The organism is Pseudomonas sp. CFBP 8772 (assembly GCF_014841665.1).
Classification (GTDB): domain Bacteria; phylum Pseudomonadota; class Gammaproteobacteria; order Pseudomonadales; family Pseudomonadaceae; genus Aquipseudomonas; species Aquipseudomonas graminis_B.
Genome location: NZ_JACYUI010000005.1, coordinates 60,783 through 87,518, shown reverse-complemented (window position 1 = coordinate 87,518; position 26,736 = coordinate 60,783). Strand labels below are relative to the sequence as shown.

Below are 26,736 nucleotides of genomic sequence, written 5' to 3'. Positions count from 1 at the left end.
GACACACTCCTATTGACCGGCCATCGTTACGCGTGGTCGGAGTCACTGGGTCTGAACCGGCGTACCGGTTGAGAGGGTTGGGACTGACGGGGCCTGTGGCTACACGGGGCGCCCGCCGATCCTGAAAACGAGAAGCTGCCACTCGGGGCACAGCAACGGTGAAAGTTGGCCGCAAGCTTATCGGGGCGGAGAAGATTAAGGAAATATCGTTTCACAATCCAGCTCATAGGCCAGCCCTATGTGCGTCCTCCGCTTTGCACATGCAGTCCTGCATAGACTTTATCGCTGCACGATTGTTTCAGCGAATGTCGCACCTGCAGCGGCGCTTCCGCCCCCGTCGCAAAGCCGGTAAGGTCGGCGCGATATCACTGCCTGGAGGCACACATGCCTGCACCCGTCCTGTCTGGCCCTCAATACCTGCGCGAAGGCCTGAAACTGGTCCTTAGTCCTGGCCTGCGCCTGTTCGTCCTGCTGCCGCTGGCCATCAATCTGGTGCTGTTCAGCGCCATGATCTACTTCGCCGGCCACGAATTCAGGCTCTGGGTTGACTCCTTCATGCCGACCCTCCCCGGCTGGCTCAGCTTTCTCAACTACATCCTGTGGCCGTTGTTCGTGGTGCTTGTGGCGCTGATGGTGTTCTTCACCTTCACCATGATCGCCAACATCATCGCCGCGCCATTCAATGGATTTCTCGCCGAGAAGGTGGAAGTGGTGTTGCGCGGGACGGACGATTTTCCTGCCTTCAGCTGGGGCGAGCTGGTGGAAATGGTGCCGCGCACCCTGAGCCGGGAAATGCGCAAACTGGGCTACTTCCTGCCCCGCGCCATTGGCCTGTTCATCCTTTCGTGGATCCCCGTGGTGAACCTTGTCGCCGCGCCGCTGTGGCTGATGTTCGGCGTGTGGATGATGGCTATCCAATACATCGACTACCCCGCCGATAACCACAAAATGGGCTGGCAAGACATGCTCGCCTGGCTGCGTGCCAAACGGTGGCAAAGCATGAGTTTCGGTGGGATTGTTTATCTGGTGCTGCTGATACCGGTGGTCAACGTCCTGATGATGCCGGCGGCGGTGGCAGGAGCGACGTTGTTCTGGGTGAGGGAGCGTGGTGCGGAGACGCTGGCGGAGCGCATTCGCTGATGCAGAGAAAAGGCCTCGAGTGAGGCCTTTTTTGTGTGAGACGCAGGGGTTCTATCAGTGTAGCCACTCGCTCATCTGGCTAAAGGCCACGGCTGGAAAAATACATTCTGATAGCTTCAATCATGACAACGATGATTATCACAACGACCCAGCACATTAAGCCCAGCATCGCCCATACACCTTCACCGAAGGTAGAACCACACTTGCAGTTACCCTCGGCGTCGCGGTTCAGCTGGTTAATGAACGACTGCACTCTGAGCATGATCAGGAACTGTGCGAACGTCGAAATGACGGATATCCCTAGCGGGATAAGCCCAAGGCCTGCCGAAGCGACGCCTTTCGAACCTGTTGCGATGTTGTGGACGAACACAACAAGTGACGGGGCGAGTGCCAGAAGAATCATACCTGCCGCAAGCGTGCCCCAATAAGGCATCCCCCGCTGCCCTTTCTCCTTCAGCAAAGCGTCAACCTTGCCAAACATGAATGGCATATAAATCAGTCCGAAAATGGCGCGCGGGACCGGCCAGATCGGTTTCGCCGAATACGCTTTGTACCGCGACCAGTTTTTGTAATACCAGTAGAGCCCATACAACCCGCAAGTGATGAACATCATCACCGTCAGCTTGACCAGCGACACGGTTTAAAACGGCGGGCCGATTGTAGGCAAAGCCGTCAAATCGGCAACAGGTGGCGCGTTGAATTGCTCGGACACAGTGTTTCCTCCAGAAGTGAGGCGACGCATGCTAAAGGCGGAAACACTCTTTTAATCAACCTTGAGAAAATCAGGACGATTCCTACGACAGTATTCGCCACGTCCCACAGCCTTCCTGTTTAACCATGGGCATGCCCACTCCGGGCGAGCATTTGCCGCCGCGTTCGATCGCCCGGCGTGTTCATCAGCAGGAGTTAGATGCCCATGGATTCAACCCCACTGAACACCCTGATCAAAACCACTGTCAGTCCTGCGTCCTTTGCAATGGACCGACAGAAGAAGCCGGAACCCCATGCCCCCGCGTTCATGCAGGCACTGGCGCAGGCGACTCAGCCGTTCGTTTCGAACACCCTCAAAGCTGAATCCGCGAACCTTGCCAGGCCCGCAGAACCCCGTTCGCACCTGCAACTGACCAGCCTGAACCCGCTGCAGACCCATTACGTGCCAGAACCGGCTGCCTTCGAACGCATCGGCGAGTCGAGGCTTGTGCCCTTCACTGTTGGTGGCTGACGCGTCCCGTGTCACCGCAGTTTTATTCGAACCTGACCGGGTCGTATGTCGCTCTTAAATCGGTCAGGTTCGAGCGACGCCAATTCCAAATCCCGGCCAGTCATTTGCAGTCACAAATCCATCACTGAACCGCCACACAAGCGCAACGACCCCCTCAGAAACTGATGTCATGAGTAAATCCCTGCGCATTACCCTGATCACCGAAACCTATGCCCCGGAAATAAACGGCGTAGCCAACACGCTCAGCCGTTTGTGCGACGGTCTGCGCCTGCGGGGGCATCGGGTTGAGGTGATTCGGCCACGGCAAAGCGAGGACGAGCTGCGCGCGGCCGGGGAGGATTTGATGTTGTGCCGTGGCTGGCCGATTCCGGGGTATCCCGGGTTGCAGTGGGGGCAGTCGTCGATGCACAAACTCCTGCGTCGATGGCAGCGCAATCGTCCGGACGTGCTGTATATCGCCACGGAAGGCCCGTTGGGGCTGTCGGCGCTGCGTGCCGCACGGCGACTGGGGATTGCCATCGTCAGCGGTTTTCACACCAACTTCCAGCAATACACCCGGCAGTACGGGCTGAGCTTCGTCACTCGCCTGCTGACGACCTACCTGCGCTGGTTTCACAACCGCTCCAACGCCACCCTGGTGCCCAGTTTCACGCAGAAATCCGAACTCGAACGCCGAGGCTTCGAGCGATTGGAGTTGCTGTCCCGGGGCGTTGATTGCCAGTTGTTTCACCCGTCGAAGCGTTCGAGTGCGCTACGTGAAAGCTGGGGCCTTGAACCGGGCGATACGGCAGTCCTGCATGTGGGACGGCTGGCGGCGGAGAAAAACCTGGGGCTGCTGAAAATCACCTTTGACGGACTGGTGAGCACCTATCCCGAGAAAAACCTGCGCCTGGTGATTGTCGGCGACGGACCGGTCAGGCCGACGCTGCAACGTCAGCTCCCGAACGCCATCTTCTGCGGCACCCAGCGCGGGGATTCGCTGGCGGCGCACTATGCGTCGAGTGATCTGTTTCTGTTCCCGAGCCTGACTGAAACCTTCGGCAACGTCGTGCTGGAAGCGTTGGCGTCAGGGCTGGGGGTGGTCGCCTATGACGAAGCCGCAGCGGCCCAACATATTCGCCACGGCCACAATGGCGCGGTGGCGATGCCCGGGGATGAGGAAGGGTTCATCGACGCCGCACGCTGGATGCTGGAAGATGAAGAAACCTTGCGTCGGGTCAGGCTGAATGCCCGGCAACACGCGAGTCGTCAGGGATGGGCCGGGATTATCGACTCATTCGAGACTTATTTGCGCGCTGCGAGCGAGACGCGGGATGGGGTTGTTTTGGGGGTGTGAACGGGACAGTAGCGACCCAGCGATGGGTGCAGTCAGGGACAGATTAATTTACGGTGAAGCGCTGTAAATAAATCAGTCCCTTTTCTTGCAAGTCCCTTTTCTTGCAAATAAATCAGTCCCTTTTCTTGCAAATAAATCAGTCCCTTTTCTTGCATTTCCTTCACTAGTCCCTTTCCTTCACTCCAATCGGCTCAGGGCTTCGCGGCTGAACGGCAAGATGTCGTGCTCGCGGCCTTCCTTCACTTTCATGGCCCAGTCCGGGTCGACCAGCAGCGCACGGCCGACTGCGACGAGATCGAACTCCTCGTCACCCAGACGCTTGAGCAGGTTTTCCAGGCTCGCGGGCTGAGCGACTTTGTCGGTGTTGACCATGAACTGCAGAAACTCGCCGTCCAGTCCGACACTGCCCACCGTGATGGTAGGTTTACCGGTGAGCTTGCGCGTCCATCCGGCCAGGTTCAGGTCGGAGCCTTCGAACTCAGGCTCCCAGAAACGCCGTGTCGAGCAGTGGAAAATGTCGACGCCTGCGTCGGAAAGGGGCTTGAGGAACGCGTCGAGCTCTTCCACCGTTTGCACCAGCCGTGCGCTGTAATCCTGCTGTTTCCACTGCGAGTAACGAAAGATGATCGGATAATCCGGGCCCACTGCTGCTCGTACGGCCTGGATCAGTTCGATGGCAAAGCGTGAGCGGTGCGCGAGGTCTCCGCCGTACTCGTCGGTGCGCTGATTGGTGCCTTCCCAGAAGAACTGATCGACCAGATAGCCATGGGCGCCATGGATCTCGACGCCGTCCATGCCGATGGCCTTGGCGTCTTTCGCCGCCTGGGCGAACGCCGCGATGACCTCGTCGATGTCTTGCTTGCTCATGCCATGAACGACAACGTTGCCGTCCTTGAGCTTCTCGGTCGGGCCATAGGCCGGCACCGTGCCATCCGGCTCAGTGCCCAGCCGACGCACAGCGCCCACGTGCCAGAGTTGCGGCACAATCTTGCCGCCTTCTGCATGAACCGCTTCCACCACTTTGCGCCACCCCTCCAGCGCCGCGTCGCCGAAGAACTGCGGCACGTTGGGGTAGCCATTTGAAGCCTTGTGCCCGACCGTGGTGCCTTCGGTGATGATCAAACCAACGCCCGCAGACGCACGACGACGGTAGTACTCGATGACGTTGGAATTGGGTACGCCGCCGGGTGAAAACGAGCGGGTCATCGGCGCCATGACGATGCGCGTCGGCAACTCGAGGCTGCCCATATGGAAGGGTTTGAACAAGGCTTGAGCAGGCATGCAGGCGTCCTCGGCATTCTGGAAATATGATGAAGGTCATACAGAATGAGCCGAAGCGCAGGTGATACGAAGCACTATTGACTGGAGTGATTAAGGCTCAGAAGACGCGCAGCAAAGCGAAATACTAGGGCAGCGCCTTCTCGATCGCGCTCACCACCTTGGCGTCATCCGGGAGCGTACTTGGGGAGAAGCGTGCCAGAACGCGGCCATCCTTGCCGACGAGAAACTTCTCGAAATTCCAGGTGATGTCCCCGGGAAACTCGGCGCCTTCGCCTGCGAGCATCTGGTACAGCCGATGCCGGTGCGGTCCGTTGACGTCGAGCTTGTCGCCCAGCGGAAAGGTCACGCCGTAGTTCAGCGAACAGAACGCCTGAATCTCTTCCTGAGTACCGGGCTCCTGACCAGCGAACTGATTGCACGGCAACCCGAGAACGCTGAAGCCTTGATCCTTGTACTTCTGGTACAGGGTTTCCAGCCCGGCGTATTGCGGGGTCAGGCCACATTTTGAAGCGACGTTGACCACCAGAACCACTTTGCCCTTGAGCGGCGCGAGGGGTAGCTCCTGGCCATCCAGAGCCTTCAATTTCAGCTCGTGAAATACACTCATGACGACTCCCCTAGAAACCCTTGGCCGAAAAAGGCGCCCTGTCAGACTGCAAAAACAAATGTTTTCACAAGACCGCGAGGACGCCTGGCCAGCTCACTCAGCTTAGCAGGACAATCAGTGGTGATGACCACCTTCGCCGTGCACGTGACCGTGGGCCACTTCTTCTTCGCTGGCATCGCGGATGTCGACGATCTTCACATCGAAGTTCAAGCGCTGACCGGCCAGTGGGTGGTTGCCGTCGACGGTGACGTCGTCGCCGTCCAGATCACGGATGGTCACGATCTGCATCTGGCCGTCCGGAGCGGAGGCATGGAACTGCATGCCGACTTCCAGTTCGTCGACACCTTCGAACATGCTGCGGTTCAGGGTGCTGACCAGTTCGGCGGAGTATTCGCCGTACGCATCTTCAGGCTCGATGGCCACTTTCAGTTCGTCGCCGACTTCCTTGCCATCCAGTGCCTTTTCCAGACCCGGGATGATATTGCCTGCACCTTGCAGGTAAACCAGCGGCGCGCCGCCGGCAGAACTGTCGATGACCTCACCAGCGTCATTGGTCAGGGTATAGTCGATGGAGACAGCCTTGTTGGCGGCGATCGGCATGGGGCGAGACCTTTTGCAAATAGATATGAGCGGCCAAGTCTAACCAAGCAGTCGCGCGAAAGCGAACGCAACTCAGACGGACGGCCCCGATTGGAATCCCCTAAAGCTCCCTCCCCCCACTCAATCATTACCGGCTTTGTTCAGGACGAGGACGGTCATTGGGTGGTTGAACTGTCCTGCGGTCACACCCAGCATTTGCGCCACGACCCGCCTTGGCAATCCCGGTCCTGGGTGCTTGATCCGGCGCAGCGCCAGGCAACAATCGGCCAGTCCTTTCACTGCGGCTGGTGCGCGTCGGGGTCAGATAACGATAACCTTGGGCCCCCTTGAGACGCTGCGACTGAACAGCGTCCTGGTTTATCCGGTCCGATGGCTGAATTCATAGCGCCATGACCCTTGCACTGCTCATTTTCGAGAAGCCCGCATGCAGACTTTCTTTATCGCGCCCACAGATTTTGGTGTGGGCCTGACGTCCATCAGCCTAGGGCTGGTGCGCACCCTGGAGCGTGCCGGGCTCAAGGTTGGTTTTTTCAAGCCGATCGCCCAGCCTCATCCCGGGGACGTGGGCCCCGAACGCTCCACTGAACTGATCGCCCGCACCCACGGCCTCAAGCCGCCCAAGCCATTGGGGTTGAGCCACGTCGAGCGCATGCTCGGCGAAGGCCAGCTCGACGATCTGCTGGAAGAAATCATCCAGCTGTATCAAGAGGCCTCGATTGGCCGCGACGTGCTGATCGTAGAAGGCATGGTCCCGACCCGCAGCGCCAGCTACGCGGCGCGGGTCAACCTGCACATGGCCAAGGCGCTGGACGCGGAAGTCATTCTCGTATCGGCCCCGGAAAACGAAGTGCTGACCGAGCTTTCCGGCCGCGTGGAGCTGCAGGCGCAGATGTTCGGCGGCCCGAAAGATCCGAAAGTGCTCGGTGTGATCCTCAACAAGGTCCGCACCGACGAGAGCATGGAAGCCTTCTCGGCACGGCTCAAGGAGCACTCGCCACTGCTGCGCAGCGGTGATTTCCGCCTGCTCGGCTGCATTCCGTTTCAGGCAGACCTGAACGCACCGCGCACCCGTGACGTCGCCGACCTGCTCGGTGCGCAAGTGATCAACGCCGGCGATTACGAACAGCGGCGCATGTCGAAGATCATCATCTGCGCCCGCACGGTGCTCAACACGCTGCAACTGCTCAAGCCGGGCGTGCTGGTGGTCACACCGGGGGATCGTGATGACATCATTCTGGCCGTGAGCCTGGCGACGCTGAACGGCGTGCCGTTGGCCGGACTGCTGCTGACCAGCGACACCCTGCCCGATCCGCGCATCATGGACCTGTGCCGAGGCGCACTGCAGGCCGGGTTGCCGGTCCTGTCGGTGAGCACCGGTTCCTACGAGACCGCGACGCAGCTCAATCAGCTGAACAAGGAAATCCCCATCGATGACCGCGAACGCGCGGAGATCATCACCGATTTCGTCGCCAGCCACCTCGATGCCAACTGGCTGCATCAGCGCTGCGGCACGCCGCGTGAGATGCGCCTGTCGCCCGCAGTGTTCCGCTATCAACTGATCCAGCGCGCCCAGGCGGCAAACAAACGTATTGTGCTGCCCGAAGGCGCAGAGCCATTGACCGTGCAAGCGGCGGCCATTTGTCAGGCCCGCGGCATTGCCCGCTGCGTGCTGCTGGCCAAGCCCGAAGAAGTGAACGCCGTCGCGCGAGCCCATGGCATCGAACTGCCGCCGGGGTTGGAGATTCTCGATCCGGATCAGATCCGCGAGCGCTATGTCGGGCCGATGGTGGATCTGCGCCGCAGCAAAAACCTCAATGCGCCGATGGCCGAGCAGCAACTGGAGGATCCGGTGGTGATCGGCACCATGATGCTGGCCCTCGACGAAGTAGACGGGCTGGTGTCGGGGGTGATCCATTCGACCGCCAACACCATTCGGCCTGCCTTGCAGCTGATCAAGACGGCGCCAGGCTGCACCCTCGTTTCATCGGTGTTTTTCATGCTGTTTCCGGAGCAGGTGCTGGTGTACGGCGACTGCATCATGAACCCGCACCCGACCGCCACCGAGCTGGCGGAGATCGCCGTGCAGAGCGCGGATTCGGCCGTGGCGTTCGGCCTGTCACCGCGGGTGGCGATGATCAGCTACTCCAGCGGCAATTCCGCCAGCGGCGAAGAAGTGGAAAAGGTACGAGAGGCCACGCAACTGGCGCGCGAGACCCAGCGTGGTTTGTTGATCGACGGGCCTTTGCAATACGATGCCGCCGCCAACGAGCACGTCGCCCGGCAACTGGCGCCGGACAGCCCGGTGGCGGGTCGCGCCAATGTATTCGTGTTTCCGGACCTGAACACCGGCAACACGACGTACAAAGCGGTGCAGCGCAGTGCGGATTGCGTAAGCCTCGGCCCGATGCTGCAAGGCCTGCGCAAGCCGGTCAATGATCTGCCGCGCGGCGCTCAGGTCGACGACATCGTCTATACCATTGCACTGACGGCGATTCAGGCGGCCACGTTGCCGCAATAACATTGCGCTGCAATATCGCTTGCCCACAATAACCCCGCCGGGACCCACCGGCGGCCGACTGCCCCCCGGAGTTCGATTCACATGGATTTCCTGCCCGCCCCTTTGCGCGGCGTCATCGCCTCGTTGCTGTTGGCGCTCAACACAATTCTCTGCTGCACGCCGCTGTTCGTCGTTGCCATCTTCAAGCTGTGCCTGCCCTTCCAGGCCGCGCAAAAGGTGACCGACTGGCTGATGAGCCACATCCACGAAGCGTGGATCAGCAATAACAACGTCTGGATGGACGTGATCGGTCACACCCGCTGGCACCTGAGTGGGCTGGACAGGCTGGACTATCAGCACTCGTACCTGGTGACGAGCAATCACCAGAGCTGGGTTGACATCATGGTGCTGCAGTACGTGCTCAACCGGCGCATCCGCCCGCTCAAGTTCTTCCTCAAGCAGGAGCTGATCTGGGTGCCGGTGATTGGCCTCGCCTGGTGGGCGCTGGGCTTTCCGTTCATGAAGCGCTACAGCAAGGCTTATCTGGCCAAGCACCCGGAAAAGAAAGGCAAGGACCTCGCCACCACCCGCCGCACCTGTGCGAAGTTTCGCAACAATCCGGTGGGCATTTTCAACTTCGTCGAAGGCACGCGCTTCACCGAAGCCAAGCACGCACAGCAGAACTCGCCATTCCGTTATCTGTTGAAACCGAAGGCAGGCGGCATCGCCTTTGTGCTGGACGCCATGGGCGAGCAGCTGGAATCCATCGTCAACGTGACCATTCATTACCCGGCCGGTCGGCCAGGGTATTGGGACTTGCTCTGCGGCAACGTGCGCGAAGTGGTCGCGCATTTCGAAGAAGTGCAGATCCCGCCGCAGTTCATTGGCAAAAGCTACGACCAGGACGATGCCTACCGCCTGGAGTTTCAGCAGTGGATCAATCGGCTATGGGAAGACAAGGACGCGTTGCTCGCGCAGATGCATGAGCGGTATCCAGGCTGAACGCTTGTAAACCACAAACAAAAACCCCGGCTCACTGCCCGGGGTTTTTGGTTTCACGTCACGCGTTTATTGCTGCTGTTGGTATTGCTGGCCAGGAATCGGCTTGAGGTTGACCTCAACACGGCGGTTCTGGGCGCGACCGTTGACGTCGGCGTTGCTGGCGATCGGCGAATCAGGACCGGCACCGCGCACCGACAGGTGAGCCGCATCAACCCCCTGGGAGGTCAGGTAGGTCGCGACGCTCTGGGCGCGCTGCTGCGACAGGTCCATGTTGTGCTGACGGCTGCCGGTGCTGTCGGTGTAGCCGACGATCTCAATCATGTTCTGGTTGTACTGCTTCAGCGAACCGGCCAGGTTATTCAGTGGCGAGTAGAAGCTGCTGGCAATGGCCGACGAATCAGTGGCAAACGTGATGTTGCCCGGCATCACCAGCTTGATGTTGTCGCCCTGACGTTGAACTTCAACGCCGGTGTTGGCCATGCTGGCGCGCAGTGCAGCTTCCTGCTTGTCGGCGTAGTAGCCGTAACCGGCAGATGCCGCGCCTGCTACGGCAGCGCCAATCAGCGCACCTTTGCCACGGTTGTTGTGATCGATGGCAGCACCGGCGACGGCGCCGGCCAATGCACCCAGGCCGCCGTACTTGGCGGTCTTGCTCATGCCGCCGGAGTTCTGCGCCTGCCCCTGATTGTCGTATGGGTTCTGCGTTGCGCATCCGGAAAGCACGGTCAGTGCGGTGGCAGCAATGATCAAACGGCGAAAGGTCAACATCAAGGAGAGCTCCTGTTTTGCTTTTCTACGGCCAAACATAAAGGCCGACGATTTGGGCAATTAGAGCATGCACCCCGTCAAAAATTCCTTAACGCGGGCTGAACCGCCAGTGCACGACCAAAGGCCGCATTTCTTTACTCACAAAAGCAAATATTTAGGTGCGTTTTTGACATGCTGTTCATCGTATTTATTGACTGATCCGAACCTTGGTGGTGGCCCATAATCTACATAAATCATTGATGCAGATGCGTTTATGGCAGCGCCACCCTAATGCACCCAAAATTTAACAGGGTTTAATTTCTCCAGCGCTTTCCTATACTGGCAATGCGCAAGTACTGGAAAGCGCAGTGATGAAGCACTCAACAAAGATCGCTCTCACTTTCAGGTAAGGCAGCGCTGTATAACCGCGCAAGAGCTGACTCTATGCTAAGAAAAATCCCCGTTTCCGACCTCACGCTGGGCATGTACATCCACGAGTTCTGCCGCCCCCGGATCAACGATCCGTTCTGGACCGCGCACGTCGAACGCGAACTCAGCGACAACGCGGTGTTGCGGCACATTCAGGCGTCGACCCGTGAAGTCTGGATCGATACCCATCTTGGCAAAAGCCCTGCCGACAGCTCGCCAGCCGAACAGACCTTCCCTGAGTGTCCCGACCCATCCGAAACTGCGCCGTGCAGCCTGGAAATGGAACTGGCCCGCGCGCGCCTGATTTGTGGGCGCGCGAAAGCGCTAGTGATGACCATGTTCAGCGATGCCCGGATGGGCCGGGCGATGAACACCGAAGACGTCGATCTGTTGGTGGAGGAAATTGCCACGTCCGTGATGCGCCACCCCCACGCACTCATCAGCCTGTCGCGCTTGAAGACGACCGATGAGTACACCTACATGCACTCGGTGGCGGTGTGCGCATTGATGGTTGCGCTCGCGCGGCAGATGGAGCTGGACGAGGATCAGGTGCGTGAAGCCGGCGTCGCCGGGCTGATGCATGACGTCGGCAAAATGATGATCGACTCGGCCATTCTCAATAAGCCTGATCGCCTCACCTACGAAGAATACGAAGTCATGAAGCACCATCCGCAGGCCGGTCTGGAAATCCTCCAGGGCTGCGAGCGGGTGACCCGACTGGTGATGGACGTGTGCCTGCATCATCACGAAAAAATCGACGGAAGCGGTTATCCCCACGGGCTGAAAAGTGACGAGATCAGTCTGCTGGCGAAAATGGGCGCTATCTGTGACGTCTATGACGCGGTGACTTCGGACCGGCCCTACAAGAAAGGCTGGGACGCCGCGCATTCGGTTCGCGAGATGGCGTCCTGGAAAGGCCACTTCGATGCGACGGTATTCCAGCACTTCGTCAAGACCGTCGGTATCTACCCCGTGGGCGCGTTGGTTCGTTTGAAAAGCGAGCGTCTGGGCGTGGTGGTCGAGCAGGATGAAAAGTCCCTGCTGCACCCGAAAGTGAAGGTTTTTCTGTCTACCCGGACCCGCATGCCCTTCGAGCCGCACGTCATCAACCTCGCCTGCCCCTCGGTAAGCGATGGCATCCTCAAGTTCGAACTGGCTGAAGACTGGGGCCTTCTGGACGTGGTCAGCATGTGGGCGGGTCAGCCCGCCGCCTGAGTGTACCGTCGGGCCGATCATGCATCAAAGGCTGGTCGCCGCCGGCCTGGGTCGCAACGGGATAATGCCGACCTGCATGCCGAAGGGTCTGAACACCGCGTTGAGAGTCTGCACCGTCGGATTCCCCTCGTCCTGCTCGATCTGGCGCAGCGTGCGCAACGAGATTTTGCACATGCGCGCGAACTGTTCCTGGCGCAATCCCGTGATTTCGGTCCGCAGCCGTTTGACGGCAGCGCCCATCGAAACGGCCCCGTCCAAAAGCTGCCCCCGAAGTTCGTCGAGGATGATGCCGCGCTGGCGTATGTCGTCGTTCATCGCAGGCCCCATCCCTTGAGCGTTGCATCCAGCTGCCCCAGCCTGATCCGTGGATGATTCAAGGTCTTTTGCGGCAAGCCCATTTCATTCAGCAAATCAGGCAATGCCCGCAGGCGTTCGGCATCGGTTCTGAGGCCCTCAAACAATTCGTCGGGGTCGGCCCATGGGGATAACGCCTGGCAGGCCTCACGCCAGTCCACTTCGCCGGCGCGTTCGATGGGGTCAGGCCATTTGGTGGTGCGCGTCACGCCTTCGTCGTCCATGACCATAGGCGCCAGGTCGTAAATCGGCGCCAGAGCGAGTCGCTGTTCATCGCGCAGGATCGACGTGTTGCGCCCATGGTTGTCGCTGTTTCCCAGAATCTGATTGATCAGGTCGCGCCTTATGTACTCGGCAACCATTTGAGGGATGCCCCCCTGCTGAGCATTCGCCGACCAAACGTTAGACAGCGCGGCGACGGCTTGCACGTGCGTCATGTACGCGCCGGGGCGGGTGATGTCGGCGAGCGAGTACACCGATTCGACAGCCAGCCGGCGCACGCCCTGTTCATCGACGCTGCGGTCGAAGCGTTTCATCCACAGGCTGGGCTTGCGGGCCTCTTCAAGGCTCATGCCATCACAAGGAACGGTGTATTCACCGATGCGTTGGAGGGCCTGGTAATAGCAAAACTCGCTTCTGAGAATGGTGCGATCCGTCTCGTTGCCTTTGTTGCGACAGAATTTCACGAACCAGTGTTGACGGACTTCGCTGTCGGCGAGCGTTGCATCAGGGTGCATGAGTCCTGCGGTGTCCTCGGCCAGCAACAGCTTCGGCGCCTCGCCGCCCGCTCCCGTCGCACCTCCTACGGCTGCGCCTTGTTCATACGCGTATTCGAGAAAGCGGCTGTCCCGAGCAACGACCTCACTCCGGTCAAAACCGATGCTGCTGGCCTTGGGCAAAGCTTCGAACGATTCCTTGATGCGCAGATGCCCGACGGGCGCAGGGGTGCAGCGCTGCAAGAGCACCAGATCGGCCGGGGTGTTTTCGCCTTCAGGCACTGCCAGACGCGCCAGCAGGAAACGGCGTGCCGCTCCCGCGGGAACGATGTCATGCAAAAACGCCGGCAGCCCCGCCGTTCTGAACAAATCCCAGCCCAGTGGAATTCGAGCGCTTACGGATGGCGAGGTGGGACGATCAAGCGCATCGAGGTGGTCAATTAGAAATGCCTGCTCATACGCAAAGCTGCACGGGCTGTTCTGCCCTGACTCTGGCTTCTCGATGTCGAAACGCATCGCATCGTGCCATCGTCCCGACAGGTAGAGTTGGAGGGTCAACTGCATGACAGGGCGCTCGGCAATTTAATGCCTAAACCTTACGGCCTGAGCGCATAAAAGGCAATTAAATGCCTAAAATGGGTAGTATTTGAAAAAAAAGGGTATTTAAGTGCCGATCGCTCAGCCCAGCAGTCCTAGCTCTTGCGCCCGGGCCACTGCTTGCGTGCGTCGCTCGACGCCCAGCTTGCCGTTGATGTGGCTGGCGTGGGTTTTGACGGTGTGCAGGGAAATGAACAAGCGCTCGCTGATCTCCTGATTGGAACAGCCTTGCGCGATCAACTGCAGCACGCTGAGTTCTCGGGCGCTGAGGTGGTCGCCGCCGTTGCAGCCGAGCGGTTCAGGGGTGACGCGCAGGCATGGCAGCCTCTGACCGGGAGCAGCTTCAGGCAGTTGCTGAAGCAGGTAATCGACCAGCCGGCATGGGGGGCGTTTGTGCAGTTGCTCGCGCAGCCAGTCGGGATGACCACGAATCAGGCGCTGGAAGGGCAGAACCGCACCGCCCGAGGCGAGCAGAAGGCTCTGTTGAAACAGCTCATCTGCCTCGGGCCCGCGTGATGTGTCGAGCAACAACAGGATGCGCTGACTCAGCGCATTGAGTCCGAGCAGTCCTGCGCCGATCCGCCGGGCGTACTCCACCAGACTGAGCAGCCGCGCCATTGCCTCTTCGGTACGGCCCTGAACGTGGTCAAGAACCGCCCGCAGCGTTTCGATCTGTTGAGGCAGTTGCGGCGAGCATTCGGGGGCGGCGGCAGGTTGATTGCCGCCATAGGTCTGTCCCAGTCGCAGCAGCCAGGCGTCGGCCAGGTCGATACGGCCCTGGGCCAGCCACAGCTCGCATTTGGCGAGGGTGATCATTGCCAGGTAATAAACCGGCGGCACGTCCCAGATGTGCATCAGCCGCTCGGCCTCGGCCAGCTCGGCGAAGGCTTCGGCGTAGCGTCCTTCGCGCCCCTCCATTCCGGCAATCACGCAGTGACCGATCAGCACGCTGATGTCGCGGCAGGCGCGCGCCTCGGCGAGTCCGGCATTTAAGCGCTCGCGGCCTGCCTCCGGTTGAAGGCACTGCACCAGCAGATAACCTTCGTACAACGTCAGTCGAGCGCGCACCGCGTATAACTTTTGTGAAGACAGGCCGTTCAAACGTCTTAAGCCCTGGCGCACCTCCTCCATCGAGCGAAGCGTTTCGCCACGGGCCTGCAGCGTGCGAGCGCGGTCGTAGTGCGCCAGTGCTTCAAACAACGGATTGGCCACCCGTTGCGCCAACTCCAGGGCGTCACGGTTCAGCGCCCGGGCGCGCCATAAATCTCCATCGGCGATGGCCAGATTCGCCAGCGTCGACAGGCACAGCAAACGCTGACCGTACCGCTTGGGCGGCAGACTGACCAACGCTTCGCTGCAATAACGTCGGGCCGTTTCACTGTCGCCGCGGCCTCGGGCGATGATCCCGCTCAGCGCCAGCCACTGGGCCAGCATTGAATTTTGCGCGGTCGCGGAAGGGGCCGGCAGGAATCGACTGAGGTGGTTGCCCAGTTCCTCGGCTGCGTCCAGCTGACACGCCAGGCCCAGGGCCCAGGCGTACAGCACGATCAAACGCGGCGTGCTGACCAGCACGCTGTCGGGCAAGTCCATTTTCCAGCGCAGCAGCATGCCGACGTTTTGCTCGGCAAGCAGTTGTTCTTCGGACAGGTTCTGCACCAGATTGGCCGCCACATCCAGATGTCCCGCGCGCAACGCCTGCTCAATGGCTTCGTCGAGCAGCCCCTGGTCGCTGAACCAGCGGCAGGCATTCAGGTGCACGCGCCGTTGTTGCGGTGTGACACTGGGTCCGGCGCGCGCGCGCAGCAGGTCAGAAAACAAATGGTGATAGCGAAACCAGCGGCCATGCTCGTCCAGCGGGACCAGAAACACCTGATGGGCTTGCAGGTACCCAAGCATCTCATCGCTGTCATGACTGTCACGTGCGGCGTTGCACAGTGCACCGCCGAAGCGCTCCAGACAGGCGGTTTCATAGAGAAAAGCCTGAACGTCGGCAGGCAAGCAATCAATGACCTCTTCGAGCAGGTAATCACGGATCAGCCCTTCCCCGCCGTTGAGCCCTTGGGTCAGCGCGTTACTCCCCGCTTCGTTGGCCGCCAGCAGCCAGAATCGCAGGCCGGCCACCCAACCTTCACTGCGTTGCAGCAAGGCGTGCAGTGCTTCATCGCTCAAGCCATGGCGCTGCGGATCCAGCACCGCCAGCGACTCGTCGTCGGTCAGACGCAGGTCCTGCTCGGACAACTCCAGCAATTGACGGGACAGCCGCAGCCGCGCCAGGTGCCAGTTCGGCCTCTGCCGGCTGGTGACCATGATGTTCATGCCCGCAGGCAGATGATTGAGCAGAAATTGCAGGCAGCGATCCAGCACGGGGCCCTGCACCAAGTGATAGTCGTCGAGCACCAGCAGCAGCGGTTTGCTCAGCATCAGGTGCATCGCCAGCTCGTCCAGCAAACCGTCCAGCCACTCTTCGAAGGCAAACGGCTGGTGACGCTGACGCATCTTCAGAAGGCCGAGCGCCTGGGCGCCGAGTTGGGGGAAAAACTGTTGGAGACCGCAGAGAAGACGTTCGAGAAAACGGCCCGGGTCGCTGTCCCGGTGGCTCAGACCCAGCCAGAGGTTCTGCCACTGATCGGGCAGGCTCTCGCAGAACTCCACCGCCAGTGAGCTTTTACCGAACCCGGCCGGCGCGCTGACCAATAAGAGGCGCCCAGACAGACCCGCACTCAGCCGCTCGCACAATCGAGGTCTCGATACATAACCTTCAGGCAGTGGCGGACGGAAGAAACGGCCTTCCAACGCAGTGACGGCGTGATTTGCGAATCCTTGCAAACGCGACAGATCAGTCATGGCCGGCTCTTGTTGGAGTGCTTGTTGTTCGGCGTTCAGATGTCGGGAGACTAGCGGCTATGGGGAACCTTTTGAACATTGTTAGACGAAAGACTGTAATAAAACGTATCCCATCAACAGGGCGAATGTTGGTTTATATGTCCGGGGAGGTACGTTCGGCGCCGTCGGGGGAATGCGGCGTGTGGCAAAGGATCGCTGCGCAGGTCGCCTGAAGGCGGGACTCTGTCAGCCCGGGCAAAAAAACACCCCGATCGCTCGGAGTGTTTCCTTTCTGCTCCATGGGGATCAGCCACAGGGTAAGACAGCGGAGGACTTCAGTGCGCTGTAGCTGTGATCAACATTGCACGCTCTCCGCTTGTACGGTCAGCCGTTAGCGCACGCCTTCCTGGCGCAGCGCGTTGGGCGAGAAGTCGCTGGCAGTGGCGGTGAAGCCGAAGTCATACGCCCTCTTCTCTTCGTTCTTCATGCCCAGCGCCAGGTAGCGACCTGATTGCAAGTCGTACAGGGCTTCGAGGGCGTACCACGGCACTTGCTTGTCGTAGTAGTTTTCGGCGTGGGCTTCAGCCACGCGCCACAGTTGACCACGACCGTCGTAGTGATCGATGACCGCTGCCTGCCAGGTGTCTTCGTCGATGAAGAAGTCACGTTTGGCGTAGATATGGCGCTGGCCTTCTTTCAGCGTGGCGGTCACGTGCCAGACCCGACGCAGTTCATAGCGCGCCAAGTCCTGATTGATGTGGCCGGCCTTGATGATGTCGGCGTATTTCAATTTCGGATCGTCGAGCTTGTAGCTGTCGGACGCGATGTACATCTCTTGTTTGCCGATCAGCTTCCAGTCGTACCGATCAGGCGCGCCGTTGAACATGTCGAGGTTGTCGGAAGTACGCAGGCCGTCGGCGGCGGTGCCCGGCCCGTCATAGGACACTTGCGGCGCACGGCGTACACGACGCTGCCCGGCGTTGTAGACCCACGCCGCACGCGGCTCTTTGACCTGATCGAGGGTTTCGTGCACCAGCAGCACCGAGCCTGCCAGACGCGCTGGCGCCGTCACTTCCTGCTTGAAATAGAACAGGATGTTGCCCGGATTCTTTGGATCGAAATCCTTCATCTTGTCGCGAAAGACGAACTCATCGTGGAAGTACACCGGGTTGAACGAGCCGTTGGTCTGCGGCGTGGCCTGGGTGACCAGACGCGAGACGCTGCCGCCACGATAACGGGTGATGTGGTTCCAGATCACCTCCAGGCCGTCTTTCGGGATCGGGAACGGCACCGCGGTCTCGAAATTCTCCAGGCCGTTACCGCCGCCCACCAGCTTGGTGTTGGTGGCGTTTTTCTTGATCGCAGCGAACACGTCAGCCGGCACAGTGGCGCCACGATGGGACGGGTAAACCGGCATTTTGTAGGTGTCCGGGTAGCGCTTGAACATCGCGTACTGGCCCGGGGCAAGTTTGTCCTTGTACTGATCCACGTTCTGCGCCGTGATGGTGAACTGCGCTTTTTCACTGGCGTACGGGTTGGCCAGGAAACCTTTGTCGTCCACCGCGCCCGCGTTGGTCGGCATCGGGCTCCAGGCCGGGATGGTATTGGCAGCGTTGCCGGCTTTTTCCGCGCCCATTGGCGTCAGCGTGGTGCCCAGCTTGGCGGCTTCGGCGTCGGACACCGCCGCCATCACGCTGGTCGCCAGCAACGACAGCCCCAACACGCCCACCTGCAACAGACCCTTCGTGATTTTCATTTTCATTATTGTCCTTAGAAGTTCATGCCGAAGCTGAGTGCTACGAAGTCGCGGTCGTCCACGGTGGTGTACTTGCCGTCGAAGAAGTTGGTGTAGGAAAGGTTGGCGGTGTAGGTGTTCTGGTACTCGGCGTCGAGGCCCAGACTCACGGCCTTGCGACCTTCCTCGAAGTTGCCGCCAGGACCCGGCGAGTAGCCGTCGACGTCGTGGGACCAGGCCACGCTCGGGCGCAGGTTCACACCGGCGAAGACGTTGTTGTAATCCCAGATGGCGCGGGCGCGGTAACCCCACGAATCGGTGGTGGTGAAGCCATCGTTTTCGCAGTAGCGGCTGAGGTTGTTCTGCGCGGCAGCGCCCAGGGTGCTGGCGTTGAGGGTCTGGCACTGACCACCCGGCAGCGGGCCAGGGCCATAGCTCGGGTCGCGGCCATAACGCAGTTTCGAGGTGCTTTCCAGACCGCCGACATGGGTCCAGCCGACCTCACCCACCACGGTCAGACGTTCGGCGCCCATCACTTGGTCGAAGAAGTGCGTGAAAGTGGTCTGCGCCTGGCTGATTTCCTTGCGGCGATAGCCTTTCTGGTCCTGGCCGGGTGCGCCCTGCAGCAGCGACACGTTCGAGTTCAGCGGCGACAGGCCGGAATACAGAATGTCGGTGGTGTTCAACTGCACCGGTGCGTTCGGGCGGTAGCTCAGTTCACCGCTCCACGCCGTGCCGGTGGGCAAGGTGGTGGAGAAGCTCAGGCCGAACAGGTGGATGTCTTCCGGGTATTCAACGTAGTAACTGGAGTTGCCGGCGACCACGACGGGCAACAGGGTTGGCGCGAGGGCCGCAGCAACACCCCGAGGAACGCCATTGGCCGCCAGACCGCCCACCAGACCCGCTGCGCTGTAGGCGCTCGCCGGCCCGCCCTTGCCGCTGAAGATCGGCAGACGGCTGTGGTAATTCATGTAATAAGCGCCGAACTCGGTGTCCAGCGGCTCGAAGTTATAGTGCATGGCCAGGCCGTACTGGCCGCTGTCCCGGGCATCGCGATCAGGGCCGCGGGCAACCACGGCGCCCTCGTCAGGGCTGCCGAAACTCACGCCGCGCGCTGCCAGCGTTCTTTGAACGGGGCCACGCAACGCGGCTGGCAGAGCCGAATTGAGGCTGTCGCGGGTGCGCAGCACGGCAAGGTTGCTGTTGCAGCCGTCCGCGATGACGTCCGGTTGCGAGAAGAAGGTGCCGCAGTTGTCGACGACGGTCTGGTCCCATTCCAACTGGTAAAAGCCTTCTGCCGACAGGTTTTCGGTCAGGCTTTGCGACAGGTAGAACATGTTGACCGGAATCAGGCCTTCCTTGATTTCCGAGCCAGGACGCCGGAACGCGGACACGTCGACCGGGTTGATGCTGTTGATGCCGCCCTGGATGAAGGTACTTTCACCCCAACTGACGACTTGCTTGCCCAGACGCACCGAACCCGGCTCATCGGCAATGGAATAGTTGTGATAGACGAAAGCGTCGAGCAGCTCGAAACCTGAAGACTTGGCGCCCTCTTTGCGGCCGGAATCGCTGATGTCCTTGAAGTCGCGGCCTTCATCCTTGAGCTCGAAGTCGTACCAGTACTTGCCCCGCAGGAACACACCGGTGTCGCCGTACTTCAGTTCAAGATCGTGAATGCCCTTGAAGATCTTCGAAAACGTTTCTCCGCTTTTGAAGTTCAAGTGACCGTCGTCGGAGGTTTGCGAAAGACCGTGACCGCCGTTGTTGGAGCCGATCAGGTTCTTGTTGGCATTCTGGGTGGACCAGCTTGCCCCTACTGAGAGCGACGAGTCGAAGTTGCCTTCGATTTCTCCGATATTGAAACTGACGCCGAATGCAGGGCCGGCGAGCGTGGAAGCGAGGCTGACGGCCAAGGGCAATTTAGCCCGGCGCCAGAACTGGTTAGCTGATGTCATCGACGCTACTCCATGTGCTTTTATTTTTATGGCAGTGGGTGCTTCCGGAAACGACTCAGGCGGACGGGCCGCAGTGCCTGGTGTCAACGCTGATCGGGCAGCCAATCAACTGCGAAACGATCGATGCGCTTTCTCCGGTACCAACCTACTGCCGACTATAGCCAGCAGGTGCTGCTGCTTGATCCCTCTAAAGTGTGATTTACAGCGCCAACACCTCTGGCACGCCGACGCCAGAGTGGCCAATCACATCGCAGGGGGAGCATGGCTGAAAAAGAAGAATTGGCAAGGAAGACGCCGGAGTAGAGCCTTCGCGGCACATTTTCAAAGCAATGAACGATGAAAATGGCCGCGAAGGAAAGCGTCAGAGCGTGGAGAGGAAAGCGCTGTTGCTGCCCTGCCATTCGAGGATGTTCTGGCGGATCTGCTTCTTGTCGAGCTTGCCGACACTGGTCTTGGGAATTTCGGTAACAAGGGCGATCTGGCTCGGAATCGCCCACTTGTTAATGTGCCCCTGTTCCACAAACGGCTTGAGGTGTTCCTTCAGGATCTTGGCATCCAGAACGTGACCCTCGCGGGCGACCAACAGCGCAAACGGGCGCTCGCCCCACTGCGGGTCAGCGATGCCGACCACAGCCACTTCACGGACACCGGGATGGCGACTGCAGAGATCCTCCAGCTGCAGCGAAGACACCCACTCGCCCCCCGTCTTGATGACATCTTTGATGCGGTCGCGAATGTCGATCCCGCCCATGTTGTCCAGCGTCGCCACGTCACCGGTGTGCAGCCAGCCGCCGGCCCACAGTTCGGCGCCCTTCTCCGGCTCGCGGTAATACCCTTCGCTCAGCCACGGCGCACGCAGCACCAGTTCGCCCTGGGTCTCGCCGTCGGATGGCAGAAAGTTGCCCTCGCCATCGACAATCGCTGCCTCGACCAGCACGCCCGGCGCCCCGGCCTTGATTCGGTACGTGGTGCGTTCGTCTTCACTGGCGGCCATCAGGTCGTCGTTCAAGTGCGCAACCGACACCAACGGCCCGGTTTCGGACATGCCGTAGGCCGCAGACAGCTGAATGCCCTTGGCCTTGGCCGCTTCGTACAGCGAACGATTGAGCGAGCTTCCGCCGATGATGATGTGCCAGCCGGTGAAATCCATGTCCTGGGCGGCTTTGGCGTTGAGCACCATCTGCATAATGGTGGGCACGCAGTGCGAGAATGTGACCTTCTCCTTTTGCCAGAGCGCCACAAGCAACTCGGGGTCGTAGCGGCCGGGGTACACCTGCTTGACGCCCAGCATGGTGGCGGCATACGGCACGCCCCACGCATGAACGTGGAACATCGGCGTGATTGGCATGTAAACCTTGTCGCCGCCAAGGATGCCTTCGACGCTGCCCATGATCGTCGCAACGGCCAAGGTGTGCAGCACGAGCTGGCGATGGGTGAAATACACCCCTTTGGGGTTGCCCGTGGTGCCGGTGGTGTAGAACGTGGTCGCCACCGAGTTCTCGTCGAAATCCTCGAACTGATAATGCGGACTCGCCGCGGCCAGCAACGCTTCGTACTCGCCGACGAGATTGGGCAGGTCGGTGGTAGCGCCATCGGTATCGGTCAGTAACAGTGTTTTTTCCACCGTCGTCAGTTGCCCGGCGATGGCGTTGTAGAGGGGCACAAACTCGCTGTTGACCAGCACCAGCTTGTCTTCAGCGTGGTTCATGGTGAACAGGATCTGCTCGGGCGACAGCCTCACGTTGATGGTATGCACCACCGCACCAATCATTGGAATGGCAAACATGCATTCCAGGTAACGATGGCTGTCCCAATCCATCACCGCCACGGTGTCACCCGCCTTCACCCCCGCCGCGGTCAGCGCACCGGCCAGCCGGCAGATGCGCTCGTTGAGCATTTGATACGAATAGCGCGAATGGTCCCGGTAAACGATCTCACGGGTCTTTTCGTAGCGCACGCCGGACAGCAGCAGTCGCTTGATCAACAGAGGGTACGGGTACGCCCCTTCGGCGGGCGGAATCACGCGGGTGTGCAGCATAGGAATCCCTTTTCACGGTGCAGGTGCGGGCTTGAAAATATGCACTGTAGGGCCAGGGCGCGTCGATCGGATCAGCCGAAGGGATGAATTGTGTCATCCCACGTCACCGAGCCTACACGTGTGGGATACCAGCCAAAGGATACAAAAATAAGACCAAACGCAGACGAATTGTCTGCGCTTGGTCTTTTTGGGGCAGCTAGCCGGCCATTAAGTCCTCAAGGGGCAAGACTGGCCGACATGCTCGGCGTGGTCAGGTAAGGCCCGATTGAGGATGCATATTCAGCCACCGCAGCATCAATCCGTTGCTTCAGCAGGACCGTGGCGCGCTCGACTTCCGCCATCGCCAGTGGACCTGGAACAAAAAGCAAATGGCGGAGCGCTTGGCTGTCAGCAAGGTCATCTTCCGGCTCACCGCTTCCGTCCGAGCGTGTTTGTGGAATGGGCTCCTTGGTAGCCGCTACTAACTCTGTCGCCAGTCGGGCTTCTCGCAACGCTGATTCTTGGGCTCGCTGATTAATCAGTGCTTGAGCCGCAGCTTCGGCCTGTTGCTCGGCAAGCTGGCGGGCGGCCACTTCAGCAGCCTCCTTCGCCCGACGCTCCTGAAGCTCGCGGGCTTGTTGCTCCGCGAGCTGTTGAGCGTGGAGGCGAGCTGCCTCCTCCGCTCGTTGTCGCGCCAGTTGACGAGCTGCTTCCTCTGCCTGTTGCTGAGCGAGTTGTCGCGCTGCCTCCTCGGCCCGTCGTTGAGCCTCTTGCCGGGCGGCCTCGATCATTTGCGCATGAGTCGATGAAAGCTGATTGATGAAATTGTTCAAATACCAAACAACCTCACTGGCAATGATTTGACGATGCACCTCCACAAGGGAGGCGGACATAAATGAAAGATCCGCCCCTACCATGCTATTGAACTGATCCAAGGTGAGATGCCCTGCATCGTCACGTTCCCCAGGGGCATAAGGGGGAATAGACGCAAGCTTGGCTGCTCTCAGTTGCGATGCAGCGTCGCGATACCGCTCAACAATCTGAAGATCAGACATTCCAGATGTTGAGCCTAAATGAGCGATAACTTCGCTCTGGATTGAGCCTGGAAGCTGCTGAAGTAACACGGTGTAATGAGCCATTGATAAATTCCTTTTAAATAAATATGGAGATGCCCAATTGGTCGTCAATCAGACGCCGACTTGAAACCAGCTTTACCATTAGCTGCTCGCCAGGCCTTGACTTCTTTTACTATTCCTTCCGGAGAATCATCAGCATCGGGCTTGGGGTAGTAGATCAAATCGGAGCCATCGGGGTGTTCGCCGAGGCGCTCAAAAGTCATTACCGCTTGGGTGTGCTGATACTCAGTTTTGTAGTCCACAACACAGATTTTTCTAACGAGCTCTAGAAAGTCTGCTTCGGTGATCCCTTGAATCGTTTCAGCGTTCATTGTCGCGTCCCTCATTACGTAAATCTCTGTGGATTGCGTCGTGGTTAGCTGGGGTATTGAGTCTTAAATTATCAACGCCGTACACATCTCCTCCCTGTGAGATTGGAACAACGTGATGTATTTCGAGTTTTACCCTTCCGCCTTTCCTATCTTGCCTTACCGCAAAAGGCGCGAGGCCAGATTTGATGAGAGCAATGTTCCTCTCACTCATATTTGCAGTGATCTCAGGGTGTTTCGACATCTCGCGCCATATGGCCCGCTTCAGATTTCGAAATTCAGCATAGTTCTTACCTCGCAGTGCGTCTGCAATCACTGACGGCACTGGCGAACCCAGACCATTGGATACGGACGCCTGCCAGTTGGGATCGATATCGCCACCGAAACCGCTCACAACCCCTGGCAAATACCTGGGGCTGTTGAACATGACATACACAGGCGGAAGGCCCGAGTCCGCCGGAAAGACAAGTATGTAGTCCTCAAAATCCTCTATGTCATAAGTCGGGAAATGTCCAAGCTGCTCCGAAACGGGCGAAATAGCGGCCCCGGAATATTCAGGCCCTTTGGACTCATCGGCCGGCAAAGCAGTAGAACTGCTCTCCGGGCTAACCGCGGGTGTCCAGATCAGAGCCGGGCGGTCTGCCCCGTCCTGTTTAAATTCATACGCTTTGGTGCTCGAGTTATAGACGAACGTTCGCACACGGACTTTGGAGCTGACCATCAAACCGTCGGCTTCAGCCCAGACCGTTTTTAGTTCGCCTTCAACCTCCTCAATCCTTAACCGGTGGGTAACCTCAACCGTTCCAACGCGGCCTGCGATGAATTCGAGGTCGACATTGCCAGAGACCCCAATCTCCGACGCAGGCGAAGCAATCAGTGGGGGCGCGAGTTCATCGTCAGCCAACTCGGTTGGATAAAGTAAAGCAAGTTGCGGAAATGACCGCCCTAGTGCCTTGGCTGCCTGTCGGGTGAACAGCCTCTGCGCGATAGCTTTGGCTGCTTCAGACGCAGTGGGAAAGTTCTGCGTTGGAGCATTCGGTCCTGCCACCATCGACCAGAGTCGGCTTGCTTCAGTAGCATGCTTTAAGACCAGAGACTCGTCATTGGCTACGGAGTTACGCGTCTTCCAGGCTTGCTCGGCATAGTGTTCTGAAAGCGCCGCAGATTTATCGAGCAACTGAGTCACTGCTTTTGCGTGCAAGTCGGCTTCAAGCGCCTGCTCATAGGCAAGACTCCACGCTTGGTGAGTCTGAAAAGCTTGTTCTGAGCTAACGCTTCGACTTTGTAAGATTGCTCCGTAGTGCTCGCTGGTTATTTGGAGAGGATCACCCCCAGTAAAAGCATGCGAGCTCTGACGATTACTTTCAGAAGCCGCTTTTTTTTGGGCGATCAAGTAGTTGATCCGGGCTTTATGCTCAAGTATCGCGTTCAGTGACTGTTGACGCTGAGCGTCGTATAACAAGCTGTCTTCGCCGAGTTCGGACATGAGCGAGACAGGCAGTGCGGCTACATTGTGATCATGCTGAAGATCAAGCTCACGTTTTCGAGTTGCTTGCGCGAGAGGTAAAGATTCCAGGGCTTGACGGTGAGCCGCTGCTTGACGCTCTTGCTCGGCTCTAGCGTTTGCCGCCGCCATAGCCGCTTGAGCTTGCGCCTCCCTTCTGGCTTCTTGCTCAGCCTCAGCGTGAGCTTGGGCTCGAACCCGTGCCTCAGCGTCAGAAATGGATTGCTGATGAGCTTCTTTTTGAGCCTGTAATTCAGCGGCTGCCTTGACGCGGGCCGCTTCAGCACGCTGACGCGCTTCCAGTGCACGGCGGCGCTTATCGCGAATACGCAGCCGGCGACGTTTGGAGCTAGACAATGTCCCGGCTCTGCCGCCCTCACCTCCGCTGCCACCCCCCCATCCAATGCTCCATCCGTCACGGGAGGGTCGAAGTCCCCCGCCAGAGCCGTAAGGATTACCAGGAGGTATCCCTCGATTGACAACAATATTTTTTTCTTCGGTGTTGCTCATACAGGTTCTCCTTTTTGTCTGTATGGCAACCACGTAACGCTCATCCCTCTGATGTCAGGTAATACATAGTTATGGAGATTTTTTTATTTGTTGTGATATAGGGCGCAGCACTGCGAGCCCTGCCTTTTTCACATCGGAATAAAAAGCAAGGACGAAAAAAACCCGCCGTTTAGGCGGGTATGTTTCCAAACAGGTTACCTAGCAACTGTCTAAGTCTTTTTTGATCGAATCGCATTGCTCAGCATTCACCTTAAGGCGCGACGTCGCAACAGACCATCACATCAACCTCAATGCATTTCCGTCAACGCCAGCTTCAAACCCAGCGCCACCAATACCGCACCCATCGCCCGATCAAACCAGTGACCCATCCGCGCAAAGCCCGCGCGCACCCGGGGCTGGCTGAACAGGCGTGCCACCAGGCAAAACCACGCGCCGGTCGCGAATGCCAGGTAAACCCCGTAGCCCGCCTGAACCAACATCGGCGTGTGCGGGTTGATCACGACGGTGAACAGCGACAGAAAAAACAGCGTCGCTTTCGGGTTCAGGCCGTTGGTGACGAACCCGGCCGTGAAGGCGCCCCGCGCGGTGCGCTCGCCCTTGGCGATGTCCACGGGCGCATCCGATGCGCTCGCAGGTTTGGCGCGCAGCGCTTTGATGCCGATGTAAATCAGGTACGCCGCTGCGGCCCATTTCAAGGCATTGAACAGGACGATGGATTGCGAAACGATCAAGCCAATCCCCAGCAGCGAATAGCCGACGTGCAGGAAAATCGCGGTGCCCACACCCATGGCGGTGTAGGTGCCGGCCTTGCGCCCGTGGGTCACGCTCTCGCGCACCACGACCGCAAAGTCCGGTCCGGGACTGGCGACGGCCAGCAGGTGAATCAGCGCAACGGTTAAGAATTCGGGCCAGTACATTGAAGTTCTCCAGGCGTTATGGCGAGCGGCAGGCTCTGGTAGGCTCGTCACATTACGCTTCCCACCCACCGAGCAAAAGGTACAG

At 59.3% G+C, this 26,736-nt stretch carries 22 protein-coding genes and 1 pseudogene; 7 read left to right on the top strand and 16 right to left on the bottom strand.

Annotated elements, in window-relative coordinates:
• Nucleotides 1-384: 384 nt before the first annotated feature.
• Nucleotides 385-1,140, top strand: a complete 756-nt coding sequence (cysZ, locus tag IFT99_RS12365; protein WP_192132600.1) for a sulfate transporter CysZ — start codon at nt 385-387, stop codon at nt 1,138-1,140.
• A gap of 79 nt (nt 1,141-1,219) precedes the next feature.
• Here the strand turns inward: cysZ and IFT99_RS12360 are convergent, their stop codons facing one another.
• Entirely contained in the window at nt 1,220-1,777 is a 558-nt protein-coding gene (locus IFT99_RS12360) for a hypothetical protein (protein ID WP_192132598.1), read from the bottom strand.
• A 279-nt stretch (nt 1,778-2,056) separates the two neighbouring features.
• Between IFT99_RS12360 and IFT99_RS12355 the strand changes: the two genes are divergently transcribed.
• Together IFT99_RS12355 and IFT99_RS12350 are read left to right on the top strand one after the other, a co-directional pair.
• Entirely contained in the window at nt 2,057-2,362 is a 306-nt protein-coding gene (locus IFT99_RS12355) for a hypothetical protein (protein ID WP_192132596.1), read from the top strand.
• 169 nt (nt 2,363-2,531) lie between these two features.
• A complete protein-coding gene (locus IFT99_RS12350) occupies nt 2,532-3,698 on the top strand; it encodes a glycosyltransferase family 4 protein (protein WP_192132594.1) in 1,167 nt (388 codons plus the stop codon).
• A gap of 32 nt (nt 3,699-3,730) precedes the next feature.
• On the opposite strand, the gene IFT99_RS26470 is transcribed toward IFT99_RS12350, so the two are convergent.
• The 4 genes from IFT99_RS26470 to IFT99_RS12335 all read right to left on the bottom strand — a co-directional run bounded on the left by IFT99_RS26470 (nt 3,731) and on the right by IFT99_RS12335 (nt 6,186).
• Entirely contained in the window at nt 3,731-3,862 is a 132-nt protein-coding gene (locus IFT99_RS26470; protein ID WP_274605123.1) for a hypothetical protein, read from the bottom strand.
• A 13-nt stretch (nt 3,863-3,875) separates the two neighbouring features.
• The gene (locus IFT99_RS12345) at nt 3,876-4,979 is read right to left on the bottom strand and encodes an NADH:flavin oxidoreductase (RefSeq protein WP_192132593.1); all 1,104 of its coding nucleotides are present in this window, start codon (nt 4,977-4,979) and stop codon (nt 3,876-3,878) included.
• A gap of 124 nt (nt 4,980-5,103) precedes the next feature.
• A complete protein-coding gene (locus IFT99_RS12340; protein WP_065991844.1) occupies nt 5,104-5,586 on the bottom strand; it encodes a glutathione peroxidase in 483 nt (160 codons plus the stop codon).
• A gap of 114 nt (nt 5,587-5,700) precedes the next feature.
• A complete protein-coding gene (locus IFT99_RS12335; RefSeq protein WP_065991842.1) occupies nt 5,701-6,186 on the bottom strand; it encodes an FKBP-type peptidyl-prolyl cis-trans isomerase in 486 nt (161 codons plus the stop codon).
• Here IFT99_RS12335 and IFT99_RS12330 point away from each other — a divergent pair.
• The 3 genes and pseudogenes from IFT99_RS12330 to IFT99_RS12320 all read left to right on the top strand — a co-directional run bounded on the left by IFT99_RS12330 (nt 6,155) and on the right by IFT99_RS12320 (nt 9,685).
• Nucleotides 6,155-6,516, top strand: a pseudogene (locus tag IFT99_RS12330) (DUF3565 domain-containing protein). The gene IFT99_RS12335 and the pseudogene IFT99_RS12330 overlap by 32 nt on opposite strands.
• A gap of 94 nt (nt 6,517-6,610) precedes the next feature.
• Complete coding sequence (pta, locus tag IFT99_RS12325; protein ID WP_192132591.1) at nt 6,611-8,704, top strand: phosphate acetyltransferase; 2,094 nt, start codon at nt 6,611-6,613, stop codon at nt 8,702-8,704.
• Nucleotides 8,705-8,785: 81 nt separating this feature from the next.
• A complete protein-coding gene (locus tag IFT99_RS12320) occupies nt 8,786-9,685 on the top strand; it encodes an acyltransferase (RefSeq protein ID WP_192132589.1) in 900 nt (299 codons plus the stop codon).
• Between the two features lie 66 nt (nt 9,686-9,751).
• Here IFT99_RS12320 and IFT99_RS12315 read toward each other — a convergent pair whose 3' ends face one another.
• On the bottom strand, nt 9,752-10,453 hold the full coding sequence (locus IFT99_RS12315) for an OmpA family protein (RefSeq protein ID WP_065991834.1): 702 nt from the start codon (nt 10,451-10,453) through the stop codon (nt 9,752-9,754).
• Nucleotides 10,454-10,876: 423 nt separating this feature from the next.
• Between IFT99_RS12315 and IFT99_RS12310 the strand changes: the two genes are divergently transcribed.
• Entirely contained in the window at nt 10,877-12,076 is a 1,200-nt protein-coding gene (locus tag IFT99_RS12310) for an HD-GYP domain-containing protein (protein ID WP_192132587.1), read from the top strand.
• Nucleotides 12,077-12,100: 24 nt separating this feature from the next.
• Here the strand turns inward: IFT99_RS12310 and IFT99_RS12305 are convergent, their stop codons facing one another.
• The 10 genes from IFT99_RS12305 to IFT99_RS12260 all read right to left on the bottom strand — a co-directional run bounded on the left by IFT99_RS12305 (nt 12,101) and on the right by IFT99_RS12260 (nt 26,651).
• Entirely contained in the window at nt 12,101-12,391 is a 291-nt protein-coding gene (locus IFT99_RS12305) for a helix-turn-helix transcriptional regulator (RefSeq protein ID WP_192132585.1), read from the bottom strand.
• The gene (locus tag IFT99_RS12300; protein WP_192132583.1) at nt 12,388-13,710 is read right to left on the bottom strand and encodes a type II toxin-antitoxin system HipA family toxin; all 1,323 of its coding nucleotides are present in this window, start codon (nt 13,708-13,710) and stop codon (nt 12,388-12,390) included. The genes IFT99_RS12305 and IFT99_RS12300 overlap by 4 nt, the downstream gene beginning before the upstream one ends.
• Before the next feature lie 114 nt (nt 13,711-13,824).
• Nucleotides 13,825-16,587: a LuxR C-terminal-related transcriptional regulator gene (locus IFT99_RS12295; RefSeq protein WP_192132581.1), complete on the bottom strand. Its 2,763-nt coding sequence runs from the start codon at nt 16,585-16,587 to the stop codon at nt 13,825-13,827.
• A 370-nt stretch (nt 16,588-16,957) separates the two neighbouring features.
• On the bottom strand, nt 16,958-18,322 hold the full coding sequence (locus tag IFT99_RS12290) for a DUF1329 domain-containing protein (RefSeq protein ID WP_192132579.1): 1,365 nt from the start codon (nt 18,320-18,322) through the stop codon (nt 16,958-16,960).
• A 14-nt stretch (nt 18,323-18,336) separates the two neighbouring features.
• Nucleotides 18,337-20,259 carry a DUF1302 domain-containing protein gene (locus IFT99_RS12285; protein ID WP_065991819.1) on the bottom strand — a complete coding sequence of 641 codons (1,923 nt, stop codon included), beginning with the start codon at nt 20,257-20,259 and terminating at the stop codon, nt 18,337-18,339.
• A gap of 361 nt (nt 20,260-20,620) precedes the next feature.
• Nucleotides 20,621-22,297 (bottom strand): fatty acid--CoA ligase, encoded by a 1,677-nt coding sequence (locus IFT99_RS12280; protein WP_192132577.1) that lies wholly within the window; start codon nt 22,295-22,297, stop codon nt 20,621-20,623.
• 215 nt (nt 22,298-22,512) lie between these two features.
• Nucleotides 22,513-23,415, bottom strand: a complete 903-nt coding sequence (locus IFT99_RS12275; RefSeq protein ID WP_192132575.1) for a hypothetical protein — start codon at nt 23,413-23,415, stop codon at nt 22,513-22,515.
• A gap of 44 nt (nt 23,416-23,459) precedes the next feature.
• Entirely contained in the window at nt 23,460-23,723 is a 264-nt protein-coding gene (locus IFT99_RS12270) for a bacteriocin immunity protein (protein ID WP_192132573.1), read from the bottom strand.
• Complete coding sequence (locus IFT99_RS12265) at nt 23,713-25,734, bottom strand: S-type pyocin domain-containing protein (RefSeq protein ID WP_192132571.1); 2,022 nt, start codon at nt 25,732-25,734, stop codon at nt 23,713-23,715. Before IFT99_RS12265 ends, IFT99_RS12270 begins: the two co-directional genes overlap by 11 nt.
• Nucleotides 25,735-26,021: 287 nt before the next feature.
• On the bottom strand, nt 26,022-26,651 hold the full coding sequence (locus tag IFT99_RS12260) for a LysE family transporter (protein ID WP_065991814.1): 630 nt from the start codon (nt 26,649-26,651) through the stop codon (nt 26,022-26,024).
• Nucleotides 26,652-26,736: the final 85 nt, after the last annotated feature.